The 24,564-nt window shown below is 64.1% G+C and carries 22 protein-coding genes; 12 read left to right on the top strand and 10 right to left on the bottom strand.

The annotated features are described in order from the left end of the window. Positions 1-54: 54 nt before the first annotated feature. Positions 55-921, bottom strand: coding sequence for a formyltetrahydrofolate deformylase (gene purU / locus LJY18_RS05960; RefSeq protein ID WP_238041123.1), 867 nt, complete (start codon positions 919-921; stop codon positions 55-57). A 372-nt stretch (positions 922-1,293) separates the two neighbouring features. Here purU and LJY18_RS05955 point away from each other — a divergent pair, with 372 nt between their 5' ends. The 11 genes from LJY18_RS05955 (at position 1,294) to LJY18_RS05905 (ending at position 13,061) form a co-directional block, all read left to right on the top strand. After that, the gene (locus LJY18_RS05955) at positions 1,294-1,992 is read left to right on the top strand and encodes a corrinoid protein (RefSeq protein ID WP_238040858.1); all 699 of its coding nucleotides are present in this window, start codon (positions 1,294-1,296) and stop codon (positions 1,990-1,992) included. Positions 1,993-2,009: 17 nt separating this feature from the next. Next, complete coding sequence (locus tag LJY18_RS05950; RefSeq protein ID WP_238040857.1) at positions 2,010-2,600, top strand: DUF1638 domain-containing protein; 591 nt, start codon at positions 2,010-2,012, stop codon at positions 2,598-2,600. Beyond that, complete coding sequence (locus LJY18_RS05945; protein WP_238040856.1) at positions 2,597-2,908, top strand: virulence factor; 312 nt, start codon at positions 2,597-2,599, stop codon at positions 2,906-2,908. Before LJY18_RS05950 ends, LJY18_RS05945 begins: the two co-directional genes overlap by 4 nt. 85 nt (positions 2,909-2,993) lie before the next feature. Further along, positions 2,994-3,461 carry a methylenetetrahydrofolate reductase C-terminal domain-containing protein gene (locus tag LJY18_RS05940; RefSeq protein WP_238040855.1) on the top strand — a complete coding sequence of 156 codons (468 nt, stop codon included), beginning with the start codon at positions 2,994-2,996 and terminating at the stop codon, positions 3,459-3,461. Beyond that, positions 3,458-4,522, top strand: a complete 1,065-nt coding sequence (locus LJY18_RS05935) for a methylenetetrahydrofolate reductase (RefSeq protein WP_238040854.1) — start codon at positions 3,458-3,460, stop codon at positions 4,520-4,522. The genes LJY18_RS05940 and LJY18_RS05935 overlap by 4 nt, the downstream gene beginning before the upstream one ends. A gap of 36 nt (positions 4,523-4,558) precedes the next feature. Next, complete coding sequence (locus LJY18_RS05930; RefSeq protein WP_238040853.1) at positions 4,559-5,470, top strand: dihydropteroate synthase; 912 nt, start codon at positions 4,559-4,561, stop codon at positions 5,468-5,470. Positions 5,471-5,565: 95 nt separating this feature from the next. Continuing rightward, entirely contained in the window at positions 5,566-7,599 is a 2,034-nt protein-coding gene (locus tag LJY18_RS05925; RefSeq protein ID WP_238040852.1) for an ASKHA domain-containing protein, read from the top strand. A 70-nt stretch (positions 7,600-7,669) separates the two neighbouring features. Continuing rightward, positions 7,670-9,022, top strand: coding sequence for a sigma-54-dependent transcriptional regulator (locus LJY18_RS05920; RefSeq protein ID WP_238040851.1), 1,353 nt, complete (start codon positions 7,670-7,672; stop codon positions 9,020-9,022). A 440-nt stretch (positions 9,023-9,462) separates the two neighbouring features. Further along, the gene (locus LJY18_RS05915; RefSeq protein WP_238040850.1) at positions 9,463-10,416 is read left to right on the top strand and encodes a TAXI family TRAP transporter solute-binding subunit; all 954 of its coding nucleotides are present in this window, start codon (positions 9,463-9,465) and stop codon (positions 10,414-10,416) included. 201 nt (positions 10,417-10,617) lie between these two features. Then, positions 10,618-12,645 (top strand): TRAP transporter permease, encoded by a 2,028-nt coding sequence (locus LJY18_RS05910; RefSeq protein WP_238040849.1) that lies wholly within the window; start codon positions 10,618-10,620, stop codon positions 12,643-12,645. Next, positions 12,642-13,061, top strand: coding sequence for a DUF1850 domain-containing protein (locus LJY18_RS05905; protein ID WP_238040848.1), 420 nt, complete (start codon positions 12,642-12,644; stop codon positions 13,059-13,061). Before LJY18_RS05910 ends, LJY18_RS05905 begins: the two co-directional genes overlap by 4 nt. Before the next feature lie 436 nt (positions 13,062-13,497). On the opposite strand, the gene cls is transcribed toward LJY18_RS05905, so the two are convergent. Then, positions 13,498-14,943, bottom strand: a complete 1,446-nt coding sequence (gene cls / locus LJY18_RS05900; protein WP_238040847.1) for a cardiolipin synthase — start codon at positions 14,941-14,943, stop codon at positions 13,498-13,500. A gap of 266 nt (positions 14,944-15,209) precedes the next feature. Here cls and LJY18_RS05895 point away from each other — a divergent pair, with 266 nt between their 5' ends. Beyond that, positions 15,210-16,877 carry a BCCT family transporter gene (locus LJY18_RS05895; protein ID WP_238040846.1) on the top strand — a complete coding sequence of 556 codons (1,668 nt, stop codon included), beginning with the start codon at positions 15,210-15,212 and terminating at the stop codon, positions 16,875-16,877. Positions 16,878-16,972: 95 nt separating this feature from the next. Here LJY18_RS05895 and LJY18_RS05890 read toward each other — a convergent pair whose 3' ends face one another. From LJY18_RS05890 to LJY18_RS05855, 8 genes are all read right to left on the bottom strand, one after another. Beyond that, positions 16,973-17,710, bottom strand: coding sequence for a 3'-5' exonuclease (locus LJY18_RS05890; RefSeq protein ID WP_238040845.1), 738 nt, complete (start codon positions 17,708-17,710; stop codon positions 16,973-16,975). Continuing rightward, positions 17,707-19,590 (bottom strand): DUF294 nucleotidyltransferase-like domain-containing protein, encoded by a 1,884-nt coding sequence (locus LJY18_RS05885; RefSeq protein ID WP_238040844.1) that lies wholly within the window; start codon positions 19,588-19,590, stop codon positions 17,707-17,709. Before LJY18_RS05885 ends, LJY18_RS05890 begins: the two co-directional genes overlap by 4 nt. Positions 19,591-19,779: 189 nt before the next feature. Then, positions 19,780-20,775 carry a DUF6976 family protein gene (locus LJY18_RS05880; RefSeq protein WP_238040843.1) on the bottom strand — a complete coding sequence of 332 codons (996 nt, stop codon included), beginning with the start codon at positions 20,773-20,775 and terminating at the stop codon, positions 19,780-19,782. Beyond that, positions 20,772-21,494 (bottom strand): hypothetical protein, encoded by a 723-nt coding sequence (locus tag LJY18_RS05875; RefSeq protein ID WP_238040842.1) that lies wholly within the window; start codon positions 21,492-21,494, stop codon positions 20,772-20,774. Before LJY18_RS05875 ends, LJY18_RS05880 begins: the two co-directional genes overlap by 4 nt. A 131-nt stretch (positions 21,495-21,625) precedes the next feature. Then, the gene (locus tag LJY18_RS05870) at positions 21,626-22,030 is read right to left on the bottom strand and encodes a ribonucleotide reductase subunit alpha (RefSeq protein WP_238040841.1); all 405 of its coding nucleotides are present in this window, start codon (positions 22,028-22,030) and stop codon (positions 21,626-21,628) included. 174 nt (positions 22,031-22,204) lie between these two features. Beyond that, positions 22,205-22,441 carry a hypothetical protein gene (locus LJY18_RS05865; RefSeq protein WP_238040840.1) on the bottom strand — a complete coding sequence of 79 codons (237 nt, stop codon included), beginning with the start codon at positions 22,439-22,441 and terminating at the stop codon, positions 22,205-22,207. A 2-nt stretch (positions 22,442-22,443) separates the two neighbouring features. Beyond that, the gene (locus tag LJY18_RS05860; RefSeq protein WP_238040839.1) at positions 22,444-22,929 is read right to left on the bottom strand and encodes a GNAT family N-acetyltransferase; all 486 of its coding nucleotides are present in this window, start codon (positions 22,927-22,929) and stop codon (positions 22,444-22,446) included. Positions 22,930-23,162: 233 nt separating this feature from the next. After that, positions 23,163-24,533: an NAD(P)-binding domain-containing protein gene (locus LJY18_RS05855; protein WP_238041122.1), complete on the bottom strand. Its 1,371-nt coding sequence runs from the start codon at positions 24,531-24,533 to the stop codon at positions 23,163-23,165. Positions 24,534-24,564 lie beyond the last annotated feature (31 nt).

The following is a 24,564-nucleotide window of genomic DNA, read 5'->3' as shown; positions in this document are numbered from 1 at the left end:
GGTCCGGCGTGGAGAGCGGGTGTGGCTTGGCGTCGGCGCGTTGGCGGGCCGGCGTCAGCGAAACACCACGGTGGTATGGCCGTTGATGAACACTCGATGTTCCAGGTGGAAGCGCACCGCCCGCGACAACGCCAGGTTCTCCGCATCGCGGCCGACGGCGGCGAGCTGCTCGGCGCTGTAGGTGTGGTCCACGCGCTCGACGATCTGTTCGATGATCGGGCCCTCGTCGAGGTCGGAGGTCACGTAGTGGGCGGTCGCGCCGATCAGTTTTACCCCGCGCTCGAAGGCCTGGTGATAGGGTTTGGCGCCCTTGAAGCCAGGCAGGAACGAGTGGTGGATGTTGATCGCCCGGCCGGCCAGCTGGTCGCACAGGTCCTCGGAGAGGATTTGCATGTAGCGCGCCAGCACCACCAGGTCGGCGCCCGTCTCCTCGATGATCTCCAGCAGCCTGGCTTCCTGGACGGCCTTGTTGTCCGGCGTCAGCGGCAGGTGGTGGTAGGGAATGCCGTGCCAGTCGGCCAGCGGCTTGAGGTCGGGGTGGTTGGAGACGATGGCCGGAATCTCCATCTTGATTTCGCCGGTGCGCTGGCGATAGAGCAGGTCGTCCAGGCAGTGATCGAACTTGGAGACGGCAATCAGCACCTTGGGCGGGGTCAGGGTGTCGTGCATCTCCCACTCCAGGCCATCCAGCTCGGCCACGGCGGGGAAGCTGTCCTTGAGCACCTGGAAGGAGGGGGTTTCGCCCGGGGTGGTCGAGAACACCACGCGAACGAAGAAGTTACCGCTGGAGATCTGATCGAACTGGGCCATTTCCATGATGTAGCAGCGGTGCTGGGCGAGGAAGGTGGAGATTCTCGACACCGTTCCGATGGCGCCCTTGCAGCTGGCCTTCAGCACATAGATGTTCTTTCCTTCGGTCATTACGGACATTTCATCCCCCTGACAACGCGTCTCTGGTTGGTCGGACGGACTTGGCGATGCGCGGAAAGGGCAGGAGCGGCGCTCGCTTCGGAGTCTTGAAATCTACTCGCCAATAGCGGGGGCAATTTCCCAAAGACGACGCTCGCCGTCGCTTCTGCGACCTCGCTAGGTCGCTGATTTTTAGGAAAAATTGATCCAGATCAAGGTTTTATCGGGTTTCTGGTAAATCCTGAAAGTTGCCCGGTGGCGGGTCGTTGATGGGTATGTCCGAGTCGCCTTGATGGTTATCGAATAATCGGGCTGATCCTACGCTGCAGGCAGAACACCGCCGCCAGGTACCATCCAGACCCAGCTATCGGGGAGTCAATCGCCATGACTGATCAGTTTAGCGAAGAAGATTTTGATCTTAACGACCTGCCCGACGATGAGCTCGTCGAACAGATCCACGATGACCTCTACAACGGCCTGCGCGACGAGGTCGTGGAAGGCACCGAGATTCTCCTGGCGCGCGGCTGGACGGCCGGCAAGGTGCTGGACGAGGCCCTGGTCGGCGGCATGACCATCGTCGGCGTCGACTTCCGCGACGGCATCCTGTTCGTCCCGGAGGTGCTGATGGCGGCCAACGCCATGAAGGGCGGGATGGAGGTGTTGCGTCCGCTGCTGACCCAGTCCGGCGCCGAATCGGTCGGCAAGATCGTGATCGGCACGGTCAAGGGCGACATCCATGACATCGGCAAGAACCTGGTGTGCATGATGATGGAAGGCGCCGGTTTCGAGGTCATCGACATCGGCATCAACATCCCGGTGGAAACCTATATCGAGGCCCTGGAAAAGCACAAGCCGGACATCCTCGGGCTGTCGGCGCTGCTGACCACCACCATGTCCTACATGAAGGTGGTGATCGACACCCTGGTGGAAAAAGGCCTGCGCGACGACTACATCGTGATGGTCGGCGGGGCGCCGCTCAACGAGGAGTTCGGCAAGGCGATCGGCGCCGATGCCTACTGCCGCGACGCCGGCGTCGCCGTGGACATGGCCAAGGAATTGATCGCCAGACGGCGCGCGGCCTGAGCCCCGAGCCCGCTGCCGTGCTGATCATCGCCTGCGGTGCCCTGGCCAGGGAAATCAATGCCCTGGTCGCCGCCAATGGCTGGCAGCAGGTGCGCCTGCAGTGCCTGCCGGCCGACTTGCATAACCACCCCGAGCGGATTGCCGGGGCGGTGCAGGACAAGCTCGGCGAAGTCGATCGCACGCGCGAGCAGGTGTTCGTCGCCTATGCCGATTGCGGCACCGGCGGGCGCCTCGACCAGGTGCTGCGCGATCATGGCGTGGAGCGCCTGCCGGGCGCCCACTGCTACGAGTTCTACGCGGGCGAGCGGGTCTTTGCCGAACTTGCCGCGGCCGAGCCCGGCACCTTCTACCTGACCGATTTCCTCGCGCGGCATTTCGATCGGCTGGTCATGCGCGAGTTGGGCATCGATCGGCACCCGCAGCTGGCCTCGATGTATTTCGGCCACTACCGGCGCCTGGTGTACCTGGCGCAACGCGAGGACCCGGCGCTGCTGCAGGCCGCCGAACGCGCCGCCGAGCAGCTCGGCCTCGCCTTCGAGTACCGCCATACCGGCTACGGCGATCTGCAGGCTTCACTGGTGCGCTTAATCGAAGGGGAAGAGCAATGACCCAACTGATCATCGTGTCCTGGCGCGACATCCCGGCGCAGATCATCGTCAAGCAGGGCCGCAAGACTGCGCGGGTGCAGCTGTCCCGGCGCTTTCAGGAAGCCGTCGACCGTGCGGCCATGCGCGCCGGCAAGGGCAGCTCGGATGCCTATCTGGCCGACTGGAAGCGCTCCGAGCCCAGGGCCTGCGGCGACGACCTGCAGGCCGAAGCCGAGGCCGAGGCCGCGCGGATAGAACAACGCTTTAGCGACGATGACCTGGACCGGCTGATCAGGAACAAGGGGCTGACGCCTGATCCGCAAGCCTGACCGGCTGGCCGAGCGCCGGCGGCCACAGGGTGAGCGCCGCGCCAGGCAAGACAACAACGCTGTTTCACGAGCCAGGATATCTGCCATGTACAAGGTTCGTCGCTGGGTGGTCCGCCATTCCAGATTGTTCGAAAGCCTCTACCTCCACTTCGAGCCGCTGCTGGTCAAGCTGCATCCGCTCTGGCGGCGCCTGGGCTATGCGCGGGTCGAGGGGCCCATGCGCGTCGTCGAGAAGGGCGTCAAGGGCCTGCTGTTCGACTGCCAGATGTGCGGCAAGTGCGTGCTCAGTTCGACCGGCATGTCGTGCCCGATGAACTGCCCGAAGACCCTGCGCAACGGCCCCTGCGGCGGCGTGCGCAGCAATGGCCATTGCGAAGTGAAGCCGGAGATGAAGTGCGTCTGGGTCGAGGCCTGGTCCGGCAGTCGCAACATGCGTGAGGGTGAGCGCATCCATGTGGTGCAGCAACCGGTCGACTACCGTCTCAAGGGCACCTCGTCCTGGTTGAGCGTGGTCCGTCAACAGGTGCAAGAGGACAACAGAGGCGACCAATGAGATTCGACGACGAGCCGGTTCCCGGCTATTCACTACCGATCCTTCCCGGCCATGTATCGCCCGGGCGCCTGGAGCGGGTGCTGCGCGCCGGCAAGTTTGCCGTCACCTCCGAACTCGATCCGCCGGACTCGGCCGATCCGGCCGAGGTACTCAAGCGCGCGGCGATCTTCGATGGCTATGTCGATGCGATCAACGCCACCGACGGCTCGGGGGCCAACTGCCATATGTCCAGCGTCGGCGTGTGCTCGCTGCTGACCCGGGTCGGCTACGCCACCATCATGCAGATCTCCTGTCGCGACCGTAACCGCATCGCCATCCAGGGCGAGATCCTCGGCGCCGCGGCGATGGGCGCGTGCAACATCCTCTGCCTGACCGGCGACGGCGTTCAGGCCGGCGACCATCCCCAGGCCAAGCCGGTGTTCGACCTGGACTCGCTGTCGCTGCTGGAGATCGCCCGCGGCATGCGCGACGACTGCCGCTTCCAGAGCGGGCGCAAGATCGAGATGCCGCCGCGGGTGTTCCTCGGCGCCGCCGAGAACCCCTTCGTGCCGCCCTACGACTGGCGCCCGCACCGCCTGGCGAAGAAGGTCGCGGCCGGCGCGCAGTTCTTCCAGACCCAGTATTGCTTCGATATCGACCTGCTCAAGCCGTTCATGTCCAAGGTCAACGACCTCGGCCTGCTGGAAGGTCCGAACCGGGTGTACATCCTGGTCGGCGTGGGGCCGCTGGCCTCGGCCAGGAGTGCCCTGTGGATCCGCGAAAACGTTCCCGGCGTGCATATCCCGGATGCGGTCATCAAGCGCCTGCAGGGCGCCACCAAGCAGAAGGAAGAGGGCAAGCGCCTGTGCATGGATCTGCTGCAGGAGATTCGCGAGATCAAGGGCGTCAGCGGTGCCCACATCATGGCTTACCGCCAGGAGGAAACCGTGGCCGAGATCATCCAGGCCACCGGCGTACTCGAAGGGCGGGTGCCCTGGTACCCGGGGCGTGACAACCCGGCGCAGCTCAATCCGCAGTCGCCGGATGCGCTCGGGCACGCCGAGCAACCGCGACACGATTAATTCCTGGCAACCACTGCAATCATTCGAGGAAGTGTCATGACAGATACCATCATCAGCTCGCTCAAGAAGGAAGTGGTGATCGGCTTCGAACGCCCCTTCGTGGTCATCGGCGAGCGCATCAACCCCACGGGTCGCAAGCTGCTGGCGGCGGAAATGGCCGCCGGCGATTTCTCCCGGGTGGTCGAGGATGTCCAGGCCCAGCTGGCGGCGGGCGCGCACATGCTCGACGTCAACGCCGGCATCCCGCTGGCGGACGAGCCGGCCATCCTGGCCAAGACCATCCAGCTGGTGCAGTCGCTGACCGACGTGCCGCTGTGCATCGACTCCTCGATCATCGCCGCCCTGGAAGCGGGCCTGGCGGTGTACCAGGGCAAGCCCCTGGTCAACTCGGTCACCGGCGAGGACGAAAGCCTGGAGCGGGTGCTGCCGCTGGTGAAGAAATACGGCGCCGCCGTGGTCGCCATCAGCAACGACGAAACCGGCATCTCCCACGATCCCAACGTGCGCTTCGGCATCGCCAAGAAGATCGTCGAGCGCGCCGCCGACCACGGTATCCCCGCCTGCGACGTGGTAGTCGATCCGTTGGTCATGCCGATCGGCGCGGTGGGCAACGCCGGCCGCCAGGTCTTCGAGCTGTGCTACCGCCTGCAGCGCGAGCTGAAGGTCAACACCACCTGCGGCGCCTCCAACGTCAGCTTCGGCCTGCCCAACCGCAACGGCATCAATGCGGCCTTCATGAGCATGGCGATCGCCTCCGGCCTGACGTCGGCGATCACCAACCCGCTGCACGAAGAGATCATGGCCGCGATCATGGGCGCCGACGTGATGATGGGCCACGATCCGGACTGCATGCGCTGGATCAAGAAGTTCCGCGAGGCGCCGGCCATTGGCGCCGATGGCAGCGAGGCCCGCGGTCGCCGCCAGACCCGTCGGCGCACTACCGGCTAAGCGCCGCCGAACGCCGCTGGCGGCAACGCCAGCGGCACCTTGAAGGGCCCGCGAGAGGCGCTTCGGGGGTACTTCCGTCGAATCAGGAGGTAGCCATGTCCGAGCCAGAGGATGCACTCGTCGTATTCACCCCGTCCGGTCGCCGTGGTCGCTTCCCGGTGGGCACGCCGGTGCTGGAGGCCGCCCGGGCGCTGGGCGTCGACATCGACTCGGTGTGCGGCGGCCGCGGCCTGTGCGGGCGCTGCCAGGTCGACCTGTGCGAGGGCAACTTCGCCAAGCACGGGGTCGAGTCCCTCGCCAGCCACCTGAGCGAGAAGAGCGACACCGAATATGCCTGGGAAATGCGCCGCGGGCCGCTCAACCCTGGGCGTCGGCTGAGCTGCTCGACCCTGCTGCTGGGCAATGCGGTGATCGATGTGCCGGCCACTAGCCAGGTGCACCGGCAGGTCGTGCGCAAGCGCGCCGAAGTGGTCAACATCGAGCTGGACCCGATCGTGCGCCTGTACTTCGTCGAGGTGCAGCAGCCGGACATGCACGTGCCGGCCTCCGACCTGCGGCGGCTCAAGGACGCCCTCAGCTACGAATGGCACCTGGCCCATCTGGAGAGCGATATCCGCGTGGTCCAGCAGCTGCAGGAGGCCCTGCGCCAGGGCAACTGGCAGGTCACGGTGGCGGTCTACAACGACGAGCGGATCATCGCCGTCTGGCCCGGCCTGCACGAGAAGATCTACGGCATGGCGGTGGACGTCGGCTCGACCACCATCGCCGCCCACCTGTGCGACTTGCAGAGCGGCGAGGTGGTCGCTTCCGCCGGGCGCATGAACCCGCAGATCCGCTTCGGCGAGGACCTGATGAGCCGGGTCTCCTACATCATGATGAATCCGGGTGGCGACCAGGACATGACCGAGGCCGTGCGCGAGGCGCTCAATCAGGTGGTCGAGGAGCTGGTCAAGGAGGCGGGGATCGGGCTGAATTCGGTCATCGAGGCCACCTTCGTCGGCAACCCGATCATGCATAGCCTGGTCTTCGGCATCAATCCGGTCGAACTGGGCGGCGCGCCCTTCGCCCTGGCCACCGACGAGGCCGTAGACGGCCTGTGGGCGACCGAGATCGGCCTGCGCATCCACCCCAACGCGCGGGTCTACGGCCTGCCCTGCATCGCCGGTCACGTCGGCGCCGACACCGCCGCGGTGATCCTCTCCGAGACGCCCTACCTGAGCGAGGAGCTGATGCTGCTGGTGGACGTCGGCACCAACGCCGAGATCGTGCTCGGCAACCGCGAGCGCCTGCTGGCGGCCTCCAGCCCGACCGGTCCGGCCTTCGAGGGCGCGCAGATCAGCTGCGGTCAGCGCGCCGCGCCGGGCGCCATCGAGCGCGTGCGCATCGACCCCGAGACCCTGGAGCCGCGCTTCAAGGTGATCGGCTGCGAACTCTGGTCGAACGAGGCCGGCTTCGTAAAGGCGACCGCCCGCCATGGGGTCACCGGGGTCTGCGGCTCGGGCATCATCGAGGTGATCGTCGAGATGTTCCTGAGCGGCATCATCAACCACGAGGGGGTGATCAACGGCGCCCTGGCCGAGCGTTGCCCGCGGGTGGTGGCCGACGGCCGGACCTTCGCCTACGTGCTGCATGAGGACGACAGTCGCTGCCTGCGCATCACCCAGAACGACGTCCGCGCCATCCAGTTGGCCAAGGCCGCGCTCTACGCCGGAATCAAGCTGCTGATGGAGCACCTGGGCGCCGAGCAGGTCGACCGCATCCGCCTGGCCGGCGCCTTCGGTACCCACATCGACGTCAAGTACGCGATGATCCTCGGCCTGATTCCGGACTGCGCTCTGGAGCACGTCACCTCGGCCGGCAACGCCGCCGGCACCGGCGCGCGCATCGCCCTGCTCAGTCGCAAGGCGCGCCGGAAAATCGAGGAGGTGGTGCGCGGCGTGGAGAAGGTGGAAACCGCCATGGAGCCGCGCTTCCAGGAGCACTTCATCGCCGCCATGGCCATCCCGCACAAGACCGACGCCTTTTCTCGGCTGCAGGCCAGCGTCAAGCTGCCGCCGCCGGTGCCGAGCCAGGCCACCCTGAGCCGCGGCACCGGACGCCGCCAGCGGCCGCCACGCCCAGCGAGCTGAGCGCCCCGCGCAAGGCCATGCGCCCCACCCGGGCCCGCGATACACTGCGGGCAATTGCGCGGGAGGTGGTATGAGTGGTCAGGTGATAGTGGTCGATGACGAAGCGGCGATCCGCGAGGCGGTGCAGCAGTGGCTGGAACTCTCGGGGTTTCGCGTGCAGAGCTGCGCCAGTGCGGCGCAGGCCCTGGCGCTGATCGACCGCGACTTCCCCGGCATCGTCATCAGTGACGTGCGCATGCCCGGCACCGATGGCTTGCAATTGCTGGACAAGCTGCTGGAGCTCGATCGCGACCTGCCGGTGATCCTGGTCACCGGTCATGGCGATGTGCCCATGGCGGTGCAGGCGCTGCGCCAGGGCGCTTATGACTTTATCGAGAAGCCCTTCACCCCCGAGCGCCTGCTCGACAGCGTGCGCCGCGCCCTGGACAAGCGCCGCCTGGTCTGCGAGAACCGCCAGCTGCGCCAGCAGTTTGCCCAGAAGGACCATATCGAGGCGCAGTTGCTCGGGGTGTCGCGGCCGATGGAAAACCTGCGCCGGCAGATTCTCGAACTGGCCGGCACCTCGGTGAACATCCTCATTCGCGGCGAGACCGGCAGCGGCAAGGAGCGGGTCGCCCGTTGCCTGCATGACTTCAGCGCGCGGGCCGGCAAGCCCTTCGTCGCCCTCAACTGCGCGGCGATTCCGGAAAGCATCTTCGAGAGCGAACTGTTCGGCCACGAGAGCGGTGCCTTCACCGGGGCCCAGGGCAAGCGCATCGGGCGTATCGAGTACGCCGATGGCGGCACCCTGTTCCTCGACGAGGTGGAGAGCCTGCCCCTGGCTCAGCAGGTCAAGCTGCTGCGGGTGTTGCAGGAAAAGACCCTGGAGCGGCTCGGCTCCAACCGCAGCATCCAGGTCGATCTGCGGGTGATCAGCGCGGTCAAGCCGGATCTGCTCGATGAAGTGCGCGCCGGGCGTTTCCGCGAGGATCTGTACTACCGGCTGAACGTCGCCAGCCTGCGCATCCCACCGCTGCGTGAGCGGCGCGAGGACATTCCCCTGCTGTTCGAACACTTCGCCAGCCAGGCCGCCCAGCGTCACGGTCGCGAGCTGCCGCCGCTGTCGCCGGCCGACTTGAGCCGGTTGCTTGGTCACGACTGGCCGGGCAATGTGCGCGAGCTGATCAACGCCGCCGAGCGCCATGCCCTGGGTCTGAGCACTCCGGCTGAAGGCGCTGGCGAGTTGCCGGCGCAGTCGCTGGCCGAGCAGATGGAAGCCTTCGAGGCGCAATGCCTGCACCGTGCCCTGCAGCACTGCCAGGGCAATATCGCCGAGGTCATGGCGCTGCTGCAGCTGCCACGACGCACCCTCAACGAGAAAATGCAGCGCCATGGCCTGCTGCGCAGCAGCTATCGCCCGGCCGGCAGCGGCGACGAGGACTGACGGTCGTTAGCTGTGCGTTGACCCTGCACACAGGGTCAATGGGTCGACAGCGTCAGCGGATTTACGCCTATTCCTGTTCTTGAATAGGCGCTATTTCGCTCATAAAGCCTTGGCCTATTCATTGGAAACCCTCTAGGCCGGGCTTTACAGCCATTGGCACGGCATCTGCTATAGCTCTGGTACGCCATCCTTGCTGTTTGCGTTGGCGATTATAAGAAAGACCAGAGGTGAGCCTATGAACTGCCGAACTACCCCCGCGAGCGCGTCTCGCCCAGCTCCGCTATGCCGCCTCTTGCGTGCCAGGCCTCGGCCGGGTGCGGGCATTCGCCACTTTCACCCATTCTGATCGACCCCCGGACCTGCCTATCCGCTGCGGCGGTCGTGCATCGTCTACAGTACAAAAACGCTGCATAAAGCCATAACAACGACGGAGATACTCCATGCGATTGACCAAGCGTTTCAGCCTGCTCGCTGCTGCCGCGGCCCTGACGGCCAGCACGGCGGCATTTGCCGCACCGACCTTCATCAACATCCTCACTGGCGGCACCAGCGGGGTCTACTACCCGATCGGTGTGGCCCTGTCACAGCTCTACAGCACCGGTATCGACGGCGCGAAAACCTCGGTACAGGCCACCAAGGCTTCGGTGGAAAACCTCAACCTGCTGCAGAGCGGTCGCGGCGAGCTGGCCCTGGCCTTGGGTGACTCGGTCGCCGATGCCTGGAATGGTGTGGAAGATGCAGGCTTCAAAACCCCGCTGAAGAAGCTGCGGGCGATTGCCGGCACCTACCCGAATTACATCCAGATCGTCGCCAACAAGGAGTCGGGCATCGCCACCCTGGCTGACCTCAAAGGCAAGCGCATCTCGGTCGGTGCCCCGAAGTCCGGCACCGAACTGAATGCCCGGGCGATCTTCGCCGCGGCGGGTCTGAGCTATGACGACATGGCCAAGGTCGAGTTTCTGCCCTACGCCGAGTCGGTCGAGCTGATCAAGAATCGTCAGCTGGATGCCACCCTGCAATCCTCGGGACTGGGCATGGCGGCGATCCGCGATTTGGCCGCCACCCTGCCGATCAATTTCGTCGCCATTCCGGCCGACGTGACCGCCAAGATCGGCAATGCGGCCTATCAGCCCGCCATGATTCCAGCCGGTACCTACGACGGTCAGGATGTCGACATCGCGACAGTGGCGATCAAGAACATCCTGGTCAGCCATGAAGACGTGTCCGAGGAAGTGGCCTACCAGATGACCAAGCTGATGTTCGACAACCTCGAGCGCCTGGGCAACGCCCATTCCGCGGCCAAGGACATCAAACTGGACGGCGCGGCGAAGAGCCTGCCGATCCCGCTGCATCCGGGTGCCGAGCGCTTCTACAAGGAAGTCGGCGCGCTCTAGTCCCTACGTGGCTGGGCTTTGTACGGCGAAGCCCAGCGCGTGGCATGAATGCCCCGGGAATCGCTCGCGACTCCCGGGGCAGCAGCAACCGACTAATTTGAACGCCATACAGAGCTGCGAATAAAACCAGCGTACTGAGTACGGCAGGTTTTGTTGGCGACTCTTGCGCCTTATCGACGTTGTAATGAGGGCACCAGTTCCATGACTGAACAAAACCACGGCCTCGCGGCTGGACCGGGCGAGTGGCCGAAAGCGCTGTTTTATGTGGCGCTGCTGTTTTCCATCTTCCAGATCACCACGGCGGCCTTTCATCCGGTGTCCAGCCAGATCTTGCGGGCGGTGCACGTCGGCTTTCTGCTGCTGACGGTATTCCTCAGCATTCCCCTGGTCGGCAAGCACAAACCCTGGCAGCCGCTGGCCTGGTTACTCGGCCTGGCGGGCATGGGCACGGCCATCTACCAGTGGGTGTTCGAGGCGGACCTGATCCAGCGCTCCGGCGACCTGACCAGTGCCGACATGGTCGTCGGCCTGCTGCTGATGGTGCTGGTGTTCGAGGCGGCGCGGCGGGTCATGGGCATCGCCTTGCCGCTGATCTGCGGGTTGTTCCTCGCTTACGGCCTGCTCGGTCAGTACCTGCCCGGGGATCTGGCCCACCGCGGTTATGGCCTGGATCAGATCGTCAACCAGCTGGCCTTCGGCACCGAGGGCTTCTACGGCACCCCGACTTACGTGTCGGCCACCTATATCTTCCTGTTCATCCTGTTCGGCTCTTTCCTCGAACAGGCGGGCATGATCAAGCTGTTCACCGACTTCGCCATGGGCCTGTTCGGCCACAAGCTCGGCGGTCCGGCCAAGGTCTCGGTGGTGTCATCGGCGCTGATGGGCACCATCACCGGTTCCGGCGTGGCCAACGTGGTCACCACCGGCCAGTTCACCATTCCGCTGATGAAGCGCTTCGGCTACAAGTCGGCGTTTGCCGGCGGCGTCGAAGCGACTTCGAGCATGGGCAGCCAGATCATGCCGCCGATCATGGGCGCGGTGGCGTTCATCATGGCCGAGACCATCAACGTGCCCTTCATCGAGGTGGCCAAGGCTGCCTTGATGCCGGCGCTGCTGTACTTCGGTTCGGTGTTCTGGATGGTTCATCTGGAAGCCAAGCGCGCCAACCTGAAAGGCTTGCCGAAAGACCAGTGCCCCAATCCCTGGGCGGCGGTGAAGGAACGCTGGTACCTGCTGATCCCGCTGTTCATCCTCATCTACCTGCTGTTCTCCGGGCGTACGCCGCTGTTCTCCGGAATGGTCGGCCTGGCCCTGACCGCCATCGTCATTCTCGGTTCGGCGATCATCCTGCGGGTGTCCTCGACCTTACTGCGCATGGCCTTCTGGATTGCCCTCGGGGTGCTCTGCGCCGGCTTCTTCCAGTTGGGTATCGGCGTGGTATTCGGCGTGGTCGCGCTGCTGGTGGCGATCTGCTGGTTCATCAAGGGCGGTCGCGACACCCTGGTGATCTGTCTGCATGCGCTGGTCGAGGGCGCGCGCCACGCGGTGCCGGTGGGTATCGCCTGCGCCCTGGTCGGGGTGATCATCGGTGTGGTCTCGCTGACCGGGGTGGCGTCGACCTTCGCCGGTTACATCCTCGCCATCGGCCAGGACAACCTGTTCCTTTCGCTGATCCTCACCATGCTGACCTGCCTGGTGCTGGGCATGGGTATCCCGACCATTCCCAACTACATCATCACCAGTTCCATCGCCGCGCCGGCACTGCTCGAGCTGGGCGTGCCGCTGATCGTCTCGCACATGTTCGTCTTCTACTTCGGCATCATGGCCGACCTCACCCCGCCGGTGGCGCTGGCCTGTTTCGCGGCGGCACCTATCGCCAAGGAGAGCGGGTTGAAGATCAGTCTGTGGGCAATACGTATCGCCATCGCCGGTTTCGTCGTCCCCTTCATGGCGGTGTATGAGCCGGCGCTGATGCTGCAAAGCGATAGCCTGCTGGCGATCATTTATGTGCTGATCAAGGCGGCGCTGGCGATCGGTATCTGGGGCGCAGTGTTCACCGGTTTCTTGCACTGCAAGATGCCTTGGTGGGAGCGCGCACTGGGTTTCGCCGCGGGTATCAGTCTGATCCTGGCCACGCCGATGAGCGATGAGATCGGCTTCGTGCTGGTGGCGCTGTTTCTCGCGCAGCACTTCTGGCGTGCGCGCCGCGTCCAGGCGACGCTGGCGTGATCGGATTGTGCTTGGGCCTGGCCGGGGTGGTGTGGGCTGAACTGCCGGTTCCGGGGTTTACCCTGGCCTGGCGCCACACCATCGAGAAAATTCGCTGGGAAGAGGATTACCGCGTGACCGCCGAGGGCTTGCTGCTCGGCGAGGCGCGGGTCAAGGGTTCTGGTGCTGGCATGGAAATCCCTGCCGATGCCGAACTGCATGAGGGCAGCTGGCACTACCAACGCCAGCTAGCGCCCCTGCAACCGCTGCGCTTGGGGCGAACCCCCGAGGCGGGGGATTACCAACTGTGTTTCAACCAGCGTTGTCGCTCGATGAGCGACTGGCTCGGCCCGCCACAAGCGACCCAGCCGGCGGTGGAACTTTGGAGCTGTGAGCTCGGCTCCCCCATATCGGTCAACGATGCGGGTAACGGCTAACGCCGTTGTCGCTCCCAGCGCCACAAGCGTTGGCTGCCGCAAGAGGAGAACCCCCATTTGGCTTTGCCGGTGGGGGTTTTGTTCATTCAGCCCCGGCACCTGCCAAGCAAGGGCCTGAGGCCGATGAGCACCTTTACCTGCGGCCTCGATCATCCTGGCGCCCTGGCCAGTTACCCGGCGCCTAGCCTGTAATCCTAGCGTGAAGACGTGACCTACTAGGGCAGCGACCGGTCGAGCGCGGGATCAGCCGCGCAGAGTGCTGCTGTTTGCATCAGCGCAGCCAACCCAAGCTTGGCGTCTTGCCATGCGCATCTGCATGCGTGAGGCGCAGATCGAGGCCAGCACATTCCCCAGCAAGACCCCAGGTCAGGATCCAGCCAGGCGCTCAGCGGGCGCAGCGCCGCTGGCGGCTCATGGTCGCGACGCCAGCCGCCGGCTAGAGGATTGGCGAGATCAGGCGCGCCACGCGCATGGCCAGTTGCTGCAGGCGCCGCAGGTTCTTGTAGTCGCTGGCGAGCAGTTCGCGCGAGCGGGCGAAGTCCAACTCGAGCATCTGTTCGACCTCGGCGGCAAAGCCGGAATCGAAGGTCAGCAGGGTGATCTCGAAATTCAGGCGGAACGAGCGATTGTCCAGATTGGCACTGCCGACGCTGGCGACATCGTCATCGATCAGCATGACCTTCTGGTGCAGGAAGCCCGGCTGGTAGCGGAACACCCGGATCCCTGCGCGCAAGGCCTCGAAGGCATACAGGCTGGAAGCGGCGTAGACCACCCGGTGGTCGGGCCGCGCCGGCAGCAGGATGCGCACCTCGACGCCGCGCAGCACGGCCAGGCGCAAGGCGGTGAACAGCGCCTCATCGGGGATGAAGTAGGGGCTGGTGATCCAGACCCGCTCGCGGGCGCTGTTGATCGCCTCGACGAACAGCAGCGCACAGGTTTCCTGCGGGTCGGCCGGGCCGCTGGCGATCAGCTGGCAGAGCATGCCCTCGCCCGCATAGGCTTCGGGCAGCAGCAGCGGCGGTAAATGGTGGCTGGCCCAGAACCAGTCTTCGGCGAAGGACTCCTGCAGGCAGGCGACCACCGGCCCGCGCACTTGCACATGGGTATCGCGCCAGGGCGCCAGTGGCGGCTTGTGCCCGAGGTATTCGACGCCGACGTTGAGCCCGCCGAGAAAGCCACATTCGCCATCGACCACGACAATCTTGCGGTGGTTGCGAAAATTCAGCTGGAAGCGGCTGAGCAGCCCGCCGCCGGTGGTGAAGGCATGGACCTGAATGCCGCCGGCACGCATTGTGTCGCTGAAATAACGCGGCAGGGCGTGGCTGCCGACACCGTCGTAGAGCACGTAGACCTGCACGCCAGCGGCCGCGCGCTCCAGCAGCAGGCTTTGCAGGCGCCGACCGAGCAGGTCGTCGCGGATGATGAAGAACTGCAGCAGGATCACCTGGCGTGCGCTGGCCAGGGCCGCGAGGATCGCGGCGAAGGCCGCCTCGCCATCGATCAGCAACTGCACCTGATTGTTCGCCAGACAGGGCATGCGGCCCAGTCGGGGCAAGGCGCGCAGTTGCCGGGAGGCCGGGGATGCGCTGGCGCTCAGGGCTTCGTCGACCCACGGGCGCCAGTTCAGCGCGGCCATGGCCTGGTGCATCTGCTTGTCGGCGTGGCGTCGCGCCTTGATATAGGCATCGAAGCGGCTGCGGCCAAACACCAGGTAGGGCACCAGGGTCAGGTAGGGCATGAAGAACAGCGACATCGCCCAGGCCAGCGCCCCCTGGGCGGTACGCACGGTCAGCACCGCATGCACGGCCGCGAGCAGGCCGAGGGCGTGGATCGCGGCGATCAGGTAGGCGAATAGATTGGGGATCGCGAAGTCCAGAGGCATGCTGGTTCCTGTGCGCTGACGCCGGGTTGCTGCTGAGCCTGTTACCCATGCAGTGTGGCACCAACAGGGCGGCGTGCAGTAAGTGCTATATGAGTAAATGACGGTATTTGGCCTGCGAATGACGGCCCGCAGCCGGCAAGTATGGGGTTTGCCTGTTACCCTAACCTGCTAACCGAACAAACTTTCGGTCGCGATGAGTTGTAAGTTGGGCGAATCCGTCCTTCTTGTGCTTGCCAGCGAGTTAAATGCCTCAAGGAGAACTCCACATGGAAAAACCCCCTTCGCATGACACGACGCCACAGCCAGAAGCGGAAATAGCGGGCGGTATCCCGGCTCCGAGTGGAGCATCCAGCCTGATCGACACCGACTATGTCGTCGGCCAGGACAACATCAAAGGCAGGTTTCTGGTCAACCTGGATATTCATGGCAAGGTCTTCAGCATTTCCGCGCTGAGCATCGTGCTGTTCGTGGTCTTGACCCTGGCCCTGCAGAGCGAGGTCGAACCGCTGTTCACGGCTGTTCGCAACTGGTTGACCAGCAACCTGGCCTGGTTCTTCCTGGGTTCGGCGAACATCTTCGTGCTGCTGTGTCTGGGCCTGATCATTTCGCCGTTGGGCAAGGTGCGCCTGGGCGGCAAGGAGGCGTCGCCGGACTATTCCTATGCCGGCTGGTTCTCGATGCTGTTCGCTGCCGGTATGGGCATCGGTCTGATGTTCTATGGCGTGGCCGAGCCGATGTCGCACTTCTCCTCGGCGATGGGCGGAGTCAGTATCGGCGAGGACGGTCTGCGCACCGACTGGGCGCCGTTGGGCGCGGCTGCCGGCAATGCGCAGGAGGCTGCCAGCCTGGCCATGGCTGCCACCATCTTCCACTGGGGCCTGCACCCATGGGCCGTCTACGCTATCGTCGCCCTGGCGCTGGCGCTGTTCTCCTTCAACAAGGGTCTGCCGCTGAGCATGCGCTCGATCTTCTATCCACTCTTGGGGGAGCGGGTATGGGGCTGGCCGGGCCATCTGATCGACATCCTTGCGGTATTTGCCACCCTGTTCGGCCTGGCTACCTCGCTGGGCTTCGGCGCCGAGCAGGCAGCAGCCGGCATCGATCACCTGTTCGGCATAACCGCGACCGATACCAGCAAGGTGCTGCTGATCATCGGGATCACCGCGATTGCCTTGATGTCGGTAATGGCCGGCCTGGACAAGGGGGTCAAACGCCTGTCGGAAATCAACATGGTGCTGGCGCTGCTATTGCTGCTGTTCATCATAGTGGCGGGGCCGACCCTGGCGATCCTCACCGGCTTCTTCAGCAATCTGGGGAGCTACCTGACCTATCTGCCCGAGCTGTCCAACCCCTTCGGCCGTGAAGACGCCAACTTCAGCCAGGGCTGGACCGCTTTCTACTGGGCCTGGTGGATCAGCTGGTCGCCCTTTGTCGGTATGTTTATCGCGCGGGTCAGCCGTGGTCGCTCGGTGCGCGAGTTCCTGGTGGCGGTGCTGCTGGTGCCTTCCCTGGCCTCGGTGCTGTGGATGACCGCCTTTGGCGGTACCGGCATCGGCCAACTGGTCGGTGATGGCTTCACCGGGGTGCAGGATGCTGCGCTGGAGCTGAAGCTGTTCGTCATGCTCGAGCAGTTGCCGTTGGCAGAGATCAGCTCCTTTATCGGCATCATCCTGGTGATCGTGTTCTTCGTCACCTCGTCGGACTCGGGTTCGCTGGTGATCGATACCATCACCGCTGGCGGCAAGGTCAATGCGCCGATTCCGCAGCGGGCATTCTGGGCCATCATGGAAGGCGTGGTCGCCATTGCCCTGCTGCTGGGCGGCGGCCTGGTCGCCCTGCAGGCGATGGCGGTGTCCACGGGACTACCGTTCACCATTGTCTTGCTGGTGGGCTGCGTGTCGATCGTCAAAGGCTTGATGAGCGAGCCGCGCTGAGCGCTGTTATTGAGTAATGCAAGAGCGCGCCTTCGGGCGCGTTTTTTTTCGGCGGTGCGCAGGGCTGGATCGCGTGAGTCACCGCCGCAATCCGCTCAGCTCCACAACTCGCCGACCGCGGTGGTCGGCGAGTAGTGGGTGGCTACCTGCGCTTGCAACAGCTCCGCTGTGGCCAGGGCGTCGGTCAGGGCGTGATGCGCCTGGTACAGCGGCAGGCCATAACGCAGGCGACTGTCGGCCAGGCGGATGGAAGTCGGCTGACGGCCGAACAGACGGTCGAACCAGCCCGGCTGGCGCTGGCTGCGGTGCAAGCGGGCCTCCAGCTGCATGGTGTCGATTACCGGGAAGTGCAGCGCTTCGCCCAGATGCTGACGTACCGCCTGATCGAGAAAACCGCGTTCGATCGTGCGGTAATGCACCACCATCACCTTGCCGGCCATGGCCGTCAGCAATTCACCGAGAATAGTCGTCAGCCTGGGTGCGTGGCGGATGTCGCTGTGGGTGATGTGATGGAAGGTGACCGACTCGCTGCTCAGCTCGGAAACCGGCTTGACCACCCAGTACTGCGCCTGAGCGCAGCGGATGCGTGCGAGGTTGAAGGGCACCAGGCCGAGGCTGACGATCGAGTGGCGACCACAATCCAGACCGGTGGTTTCCACGTCCAGTGCCACCAGCGGCACCTGCTCCAGCGGGGTGTCGGCGGCGACCACGCCGGCCTGATAGAAGGCGGCCAGGCGCGGATCCTTGGCCGTTTGCGCAAGCTGGATGAAGAGGCCCTGCCAGTCTGTCGGCCCCTCATGGGCGGCATTACGCGAGGCAGCGGGCCACTTCACTGGGAGCCGCTCGCCGGGTAGCGGAAGCGCAGGAATTTCTGTGCGTTGCTGAGCACCTGGAAGGCTTCCTTGAGGTTGTAGCGCTCGCTGGCGGAGACCTTTTCCGGCTCGATGTAGTTGTCCGGCTCGCGGCCGGCCTCGAGGTCCATGGCCTGATGACGGATGCGCACGATGGAGAGAAATTCCAGGGCGTAGCGCAGCTTGGTGATGGCTTCCTGGGGCATCAGCTTGGTGGCGGCGATGGCGTCCAGACGATCCAGGGAATTCTGCGCCTTGGAGCCGGCAGCCAGGGCATGCACGCGGATCAGGTCGGTGAGGGGCGCCGTGCCGCGTCCCTTGAGGTTGATGATGTTGTTCTGCTGGCCATCCTTTTCCATCACGAAGGTGCGGAAAAATCCCAGCGGCGGGGTGCGGTTGAGGGCATTGCGCGCCAGGCTGGCGAGAAACAGCGGATTCTGGCTGGCCTTTTCCGCCAGCAGATCCTTGAGGCTCTCGACCAGCTCGGCCTCGCCGTAGACGCTGTCGAGGTCGAAGAAGATGCAGCTGTTGAGCAGGGTCTGCGGGTTGGGGCGTTCGATCCACTGGTTGAAATAACCCTTCCACACCCGTAGCGGCTGTCGCCACTGGGGATTGGTGGCCATGATCCCGCCCTTGCAATAGCTGTAGCCACAGGCCGCCAGGCCATCACTGACGAAGGTCGCCAGTTTGAGGAAGTAGTCGTCGTGGACGCGCGGATCGAAGCGGTTGTCGAGCACCAGGGCGTTGTCCTGGTCGGTGACGATCAGCTGCTCGTCGCGGGCCATGGAACCCAGCGCCATGAAGCAGTAGGGTACCGGCGGTGGTCCGAGCTCTTGCTCGGCCAGCTCCAGCAGGCGCTGGGTCAGGCTGCGGCCGATGCCCGAGATGGCGCTGCCGATCATGTGCGCGGTGGCCTCGTCGTTGACCATGCGCAGGAAGGTGGCGCGCAGATCCGGCAACAGGGCCTGCAGCTCGGCCACCGACTGCTTGTTGAAGATGCTATTGACCAGGTACAGGCTGCTCTGCGACTCGTATTTGATGATGTCCGACAGGTTGATCACCCCGACCGTGCGCTGACGGTACACCACCGGCAGGTGATGAATATTGTGGCGGAGCATGCACAGCATCGCCTCGAACACCGAGTCGTCGGCATTGATGGTGATCGGGTTGGGTGACATCACCTGATCGACCGGGGTGTCCAGGGCCAGGCCTTCGGCGAGTACCCGGGTGCGCAGGTCGCGATCGGTGGTGATGCCGGCCATCGCCTGGTTCGCGGGCGCTCCGGCTGCGGATGGCGGCCCGAGGATCACCAGGGAAGACACGCCGTGCTCGGTCATCACCCGCGCGGCCTGCTGCACCGAGGTGCCGAGGGGCACGCTGACCGTGCGCCGCGAGACCAGCTTGCGCACCTTGATCTTCATCAGTTCGCTGGCGTTGCCCTGGCTTTCCACCGCCGACTTCAGGCGTGACTGGCCCTCGGCCTCGACGAAGTCGGCGAAGAAGTCATGGGCCTCGCAGAGTTGCTCGAACAGGCTGCCGGGAATGAAATAGATCAGGCTGTCTTCGATGGCCCGGGCCGGCAGACGTACCTTGTGCCCGCGCAGCAGGCCGAACTGGCCGAAGATATCGCCCTCGGTCAGACGGTTGTAGAGGGCGCCGGTGCGCCGGTAGATTTCCACCGCACCGCTGCGCACATAGTGCAGGTCGTGGATCTCCGCGCCGAAGCTGAGGATCTCGCTACCGGCCTTGAAGTAGCCGACTTCGACCTGACGGGCGATCTCGTCGAGGGTGTCTTCGGGCAGCCCATCGAAGGGGGGGAAGCGGTGCAGGTGGTCGCGAATTTCGATCAACTCGATCTGCATGCGGGTCTCTTGAGGGTGGGCGGGTGGACGACGAGCCAACCCGGGCTGGCCCAGGCTCGGTCCGACGCGCGGCGGGCTGGTCGCACCGCCGGGGCGAATGGTCGATCTTGACTAACCATAACGTGTCCTGCAGCGGGTGCGCGACTGTTTAGCTGCCGGGTCGCGATCCGGCAGTTCGAGGTCGCCGGTTCAGCTTTGCTCGAGCGTCAGGTAGACCGCCGTCTGGTTGAGCAACTGGTACGCGACTTCGCCGAAGGTGATGGGGCCGGTGAGTTGTGCGGTCTGGCGCCCCTGCAGCTGCGAGTACAGGTAATTGAGGATGCAGTTGCAGCCGAACAGGATGGGGCCGCCGTCGCGGGGCATGGCCTGCAGGAAACGCTCGCTATAGTTCTCGACCGCGTCGGCGAAGCGGTAGTTCACCCCGGCGAACACCGGCGCGTAGAAGGACACCAGGCCCGGCTCGCGCTCCAGCGACTGGATGCTGACATTGACCATGGCCCCGCAGTAGTCGGCCACCAGCGGCAGGCGGGTGTCGATGCCGCGCGCGCGGATCAGTTCGAGCAAGCTGCCGCGCACGCCATCGATCAGGCAGTCGCGGGCGGCAAAGCCGGTCTCGTCGAAACTCAGTGTCGGTCCTGCGCCGGGCTGGAACAGGTTCACTGCATGCACCACCGCCGTCTGGTGCGGCGGCAGGGGGATGTGCAGGACGATGGCCTGGTCGGCGCAGCAGCGACCGCTGCGGCCATCGACCACCTGGGCCTGCGCGCTGCCCAGCTGATCCAGGTGCACGCCGGCGACCCAGCCGGCTATCGGCTTGATGTACATGTCGGGGTAAGTGGGGGCTTCGCGGGCATAGTCCTCGAGCACCGCACTGCCGGCCGGCAGGATGACGATGCTGAAGCCATCTTCCGGGGCGTCTTCGAGCATGTGCGGCAGTCGCTCACGGTCATAGCAGGCGATCTCGCCGACCTGCTGGCCGAAGGACTGCACGAACACCCGATCGAGCCGACAGGTGCCGCCCTCGCTGGCCATGAAGTAGGGGGTGGTGCCGCCGATCCAGTTACCCCTGGGCAGCGCTGCCAGGCACTCGAGGTGGCCAGCGATGGCCAGGGTTTCGCCGCGTTCGATCAAGGCGCTGGCCTGGCGCAGGTCCAGCAGTGCGCTTGTCGCTGTGCCGATGCTCATGGCTGGTCGCCCTCCGTGGCCGGCTGGTGGTCGTTGTTCAGCTGGGCGATCTCGTGCTGCAGATGCTTTTCGTGCTTGATGAAGAAACGCCGCAGTTCATTGATCCTGAGGATCCGCAGATCCGGGTCATGCGCCTTGGCAAAGTCCTGGCGGGCACGGGCCAGCAGCAGCTTCAGGCTGAGCAGGCGGATCTCGAACGGACAATCCAGTGCCAGCAGGCGCAGCCATATGCCATCGTCGCTGGCCGGGATCGTACTGCCGGTTTGCCCCGCCGAGTCGTCCAGCTGCAGGCGCGCCCGCAGGCCCGTATCGGCCGTGGCCAACTGACCGGACTCGATCGCGTGCTTGATCTGCCAGGCCAGGTGAATGTCGATATCCAGCAGGGCGCAGACCTGGCGATAGCGCAGGCCATCCTGCAGGCACTGGATCACCCGCCTGGCCAGGCCATGGGTAAAGTCGCTGGCACTGTTACCCAGGAAGGGGGGCGGTGCCTGCTCGTCCTGCTCCGGCAGGCTGGCGTGGATGTAGGTCTTGTAGGCGCCGATATTGACATGCCGCCAGCGTGAACGAGGCTGTTCACCAAGGTAGCGGCCGAACCAGGTCTTACCGGTGCTCAGGTAGGCATGCACCTCGCGGCTGTGGGTATCGACCCGGACCCGGCTGACCTCCCAGGGCTCGTTCACTTCCAGCAGCCAGCGGCACAATTCTGCGTCTTTCACCCGGACCTCCCTGTTGTGGTTTACCAGTCCAGGGACGTTCACATGGGGGCGCGCAGCGAGCCAGGGAACCTTGGCACTATGTCGCTGCGACTTGCTTGTTGCGACTTGCGCACTAGTACGCTGACAAGTGCCTAGTAGAAGTTGACCGCATGGCCCTCACGGTCGAAGGCGACGAAGTTGCCGATGCTGCCGGCTTCGATGGCGCCGACCATCATCTTCAGCGGTTGTTCGGCTTCATCGCTGCTCGGCACCATGCCTGCGCGCCCGGCCAGGCCGGCGGCGAACACCAGGTCCCAGGCCACCCCGGTGCGGTTGGACTCGGCCAGCAACCCGGCAAAATCCACCAGTTCGTCCGGCAGCTTGTCGACGCACAGCACCGGCTTGAGCGAGCCACCCTGGTTCTCGGCGTGGCGCTGGCGTTCCTCTTCGGTTGCATCTTCCGGCAGCTCGGCGCAAACGAACACCAACAGCAAGCGTTGTGGTTCCGGCTGGGCCTTGGCGGCGGCCAGCAGGTCGGCGAATTCGGCAATATCCATGACAGTCCATCCGTACGAAAAAATGAGCGGTGCGATAGGCCACACTGCCATGGGGTGCCGACCCTGACCATATCTCTTAAGGTGTAGAGGCGCTGCGCCCATGCCCTGCCGAGGGGCGGGGCCGATGAGCGCGGGTACCTTCAGGCTTGCGCGCGCGGGCTGTACGCTGGCCGCTCAGGGCTTGCTGCTTTCCCGCAGCTTGGCCAGCAGGGCTTCGCTTTGCGCGCGCTGCTCGTCTTCGCTGAGTTGCGGGTTTTCCAGCACGCTGTCGATTTGCTCAAGCAATTCGCTTTGTCGGCGGACACGCTGGTCCAGTTGCCTGAGTTGGCGGTTACTGCGCCAGTTCCAGTAGGCCAAACCTGCGACTGCCAGCAGTACCAGCGCAAGTCCTGTCCAGGTCAGATGAGTCATGGCTATTCCGGGGTTCCTTGTCTTTCAGGGCGCAGTGGCCTGCGCATGGCGAAGCGCTGCAAGGTAACAGTGCCGCGCACCAGCGTCTGTGCCTGTTCCACAGAAAAGCCCTGCCTAGCAAAGCATGGCCGCGCCTTCAGGCTGGCCGCGGTAAACAGCGCCGCCGCGCCAAGAGTGCGCAAGTGGACCTCGGCATCCCGATGCAGCGCCGACGCCAGCCTTTGGCGGGCGCACGCCGGCGAACAGAACATCAGCTCGATATGAGCGTTCGTCGTGAAACCGATAAACCCGGCTGGTTGTCCCCGGTGTTGCGCCCGCCTGACCGGCAACGTCGCCTGGTGCACTTGCCCGGCCGGCAGCTCGGTTTCCAGCGGCGCCCAGGCCAAACGCTGCGCCAAACCATGCACGGAGGTGCCGAACAGCGTGAGCAGAGCCTGGGGATCGCTGGGGCGGTAAGCGCGGATGGAAATGTTGGCTTTGCTGGACATGGGTCATGACCGATGCTGCGGGGGAGGTTTATAACCAGCGGGAGTCACGTCGCGCTGTCTGTGGGGTTGTCGGCATACTGGCGCTGCCAATCAACCCCGCAACGCGGCCCGGGTCACTGAACGTTAGCCAATCCCGAAACAAGGCTGGCATGCCCTGAGGCTCTGCAACGAGGGCGGATCATTGCAGAGGGTTAATCATCTGCCGAGAAGGTTGCGATTAACTCCGGATTGGTTCAGATGACCTTTTCAGCTTGGGCTGCGCTTGGTGCGTTGAGATAGGCGTCCAGCGAGTCATCCATCGCCTCGAGCCACGGCGTATGGTGCGCCGGTGCCTGAGTGCCAGTCATCAGCGAGCGATAGGAGTGATCCCTGAAGGTCAGGATATCGTTGTGCTTATGCTGTTCCCACTGCAGAAACGTCTGGTTCACGCCTTCGATGTCGAAGGTCGGATAGTCCGTCTGTTCGATCAGCGATTTTATGTAGTCGCCCTGAAAACGGATCATCTGCTCATCGCTTTCAAGCAGGGCTTCGCGGCGGCGCCAGGTCTGGATGTCAGCCTCCATTACCGGCTTGGCGGGCATGACGATCCGACCCAGAATCACATCCCGCACATACCAGGCTTGGGCATCAAACATGTTGAAGGTGTACCACTGGTCTTGCATGCCAAGGTAGAACAGACCGGGCTGCTCGACCAAGGCCACACCCTCATACAGACCCAGCGGCCAGAGACGGTTGCCGGTTTTCAGGCGCAGTTCTTCATCAAGGAACGGAAAGTGATGCAGATAGCCGGTGCAGAGAATAATGGCATCGATTCGCTTTGAACTGCCGTCGACAAAATAGGCGGTGTCGCCATCGACCTTGGTCAGCAGGGGCTTCTCCTGCCAGTTTTCCGGCCAATCGAAGCCCATGGGGCGGGTGCGATAACTGCTGGTAATGCTCCGGGCGCCGTACTTGTAGCATTGCGAGCCGATATCTTCGGCGGAATAACTGCTGCCGATCAGGAGAATATCCTTGTCCTTGAACTCCACTGCATCGCGAAAGTCATGGGCATGCAGAATACGGCCATTGAAGCCCTCGAAACCCTCGAAAAAGGGCACGCTGGGTGTCGAGAAATGACCGGACGCAACGATCACGTGGTCATAGAGTTCACTGCTGGTGCTGTCGCTGCCATGGTCATGGGCAGTTACCGTGAATTGACGACTTTGCGGGCAATAACTAACTTGGCGAACCGGCGTGTTGAACCGAATATATTGACGGACGTCGGCTTTCTCGACCCTGCCCTTGATGTAATCCCAGAGTACTGCGCGTGGCGGATAGGAGGCAATGGGCTGATCAAAGTGTTCATCAAAGGTGTAGTCGGCAAACTCGAGGCATTCTTTTGGACCATTGGACCAGAGGTAGCGGTACATACTGCCGTGCACGGGTTCGCCATTCTTGTCCAGGCCAGTGCGCCATGTGTAATTCCACAAGCCGCCCCAGTCCGCCTGCTTTTCATAACAAACCAGTTCGGGAATTTCGGCGCCTTTTTCTTGAGCTGTTTGAAACGCGCGAAGTTGTGCAAGACCGCTGGGGCCGGCACCAATAATGGCTACTCGAGTCGTGATAAATTTCTCCCTGGATAAGGCATCTTGTTGC

Source organism: Pseudomonas sp. MMS21 TM103, assembly GCF_022132145.1.
In the GTDB taxonomy this organism is placed as follows: Bacteria; Pseudomonadota; Gammaproteobacteria; order Pseudomonadales; family Pseudomonadaceae; genus Aquipseudomonas.
Note: the sequence above shows the minus strand (reverse complement) of the source record. Positions and strands in the feature narration are given on the sequence as shown.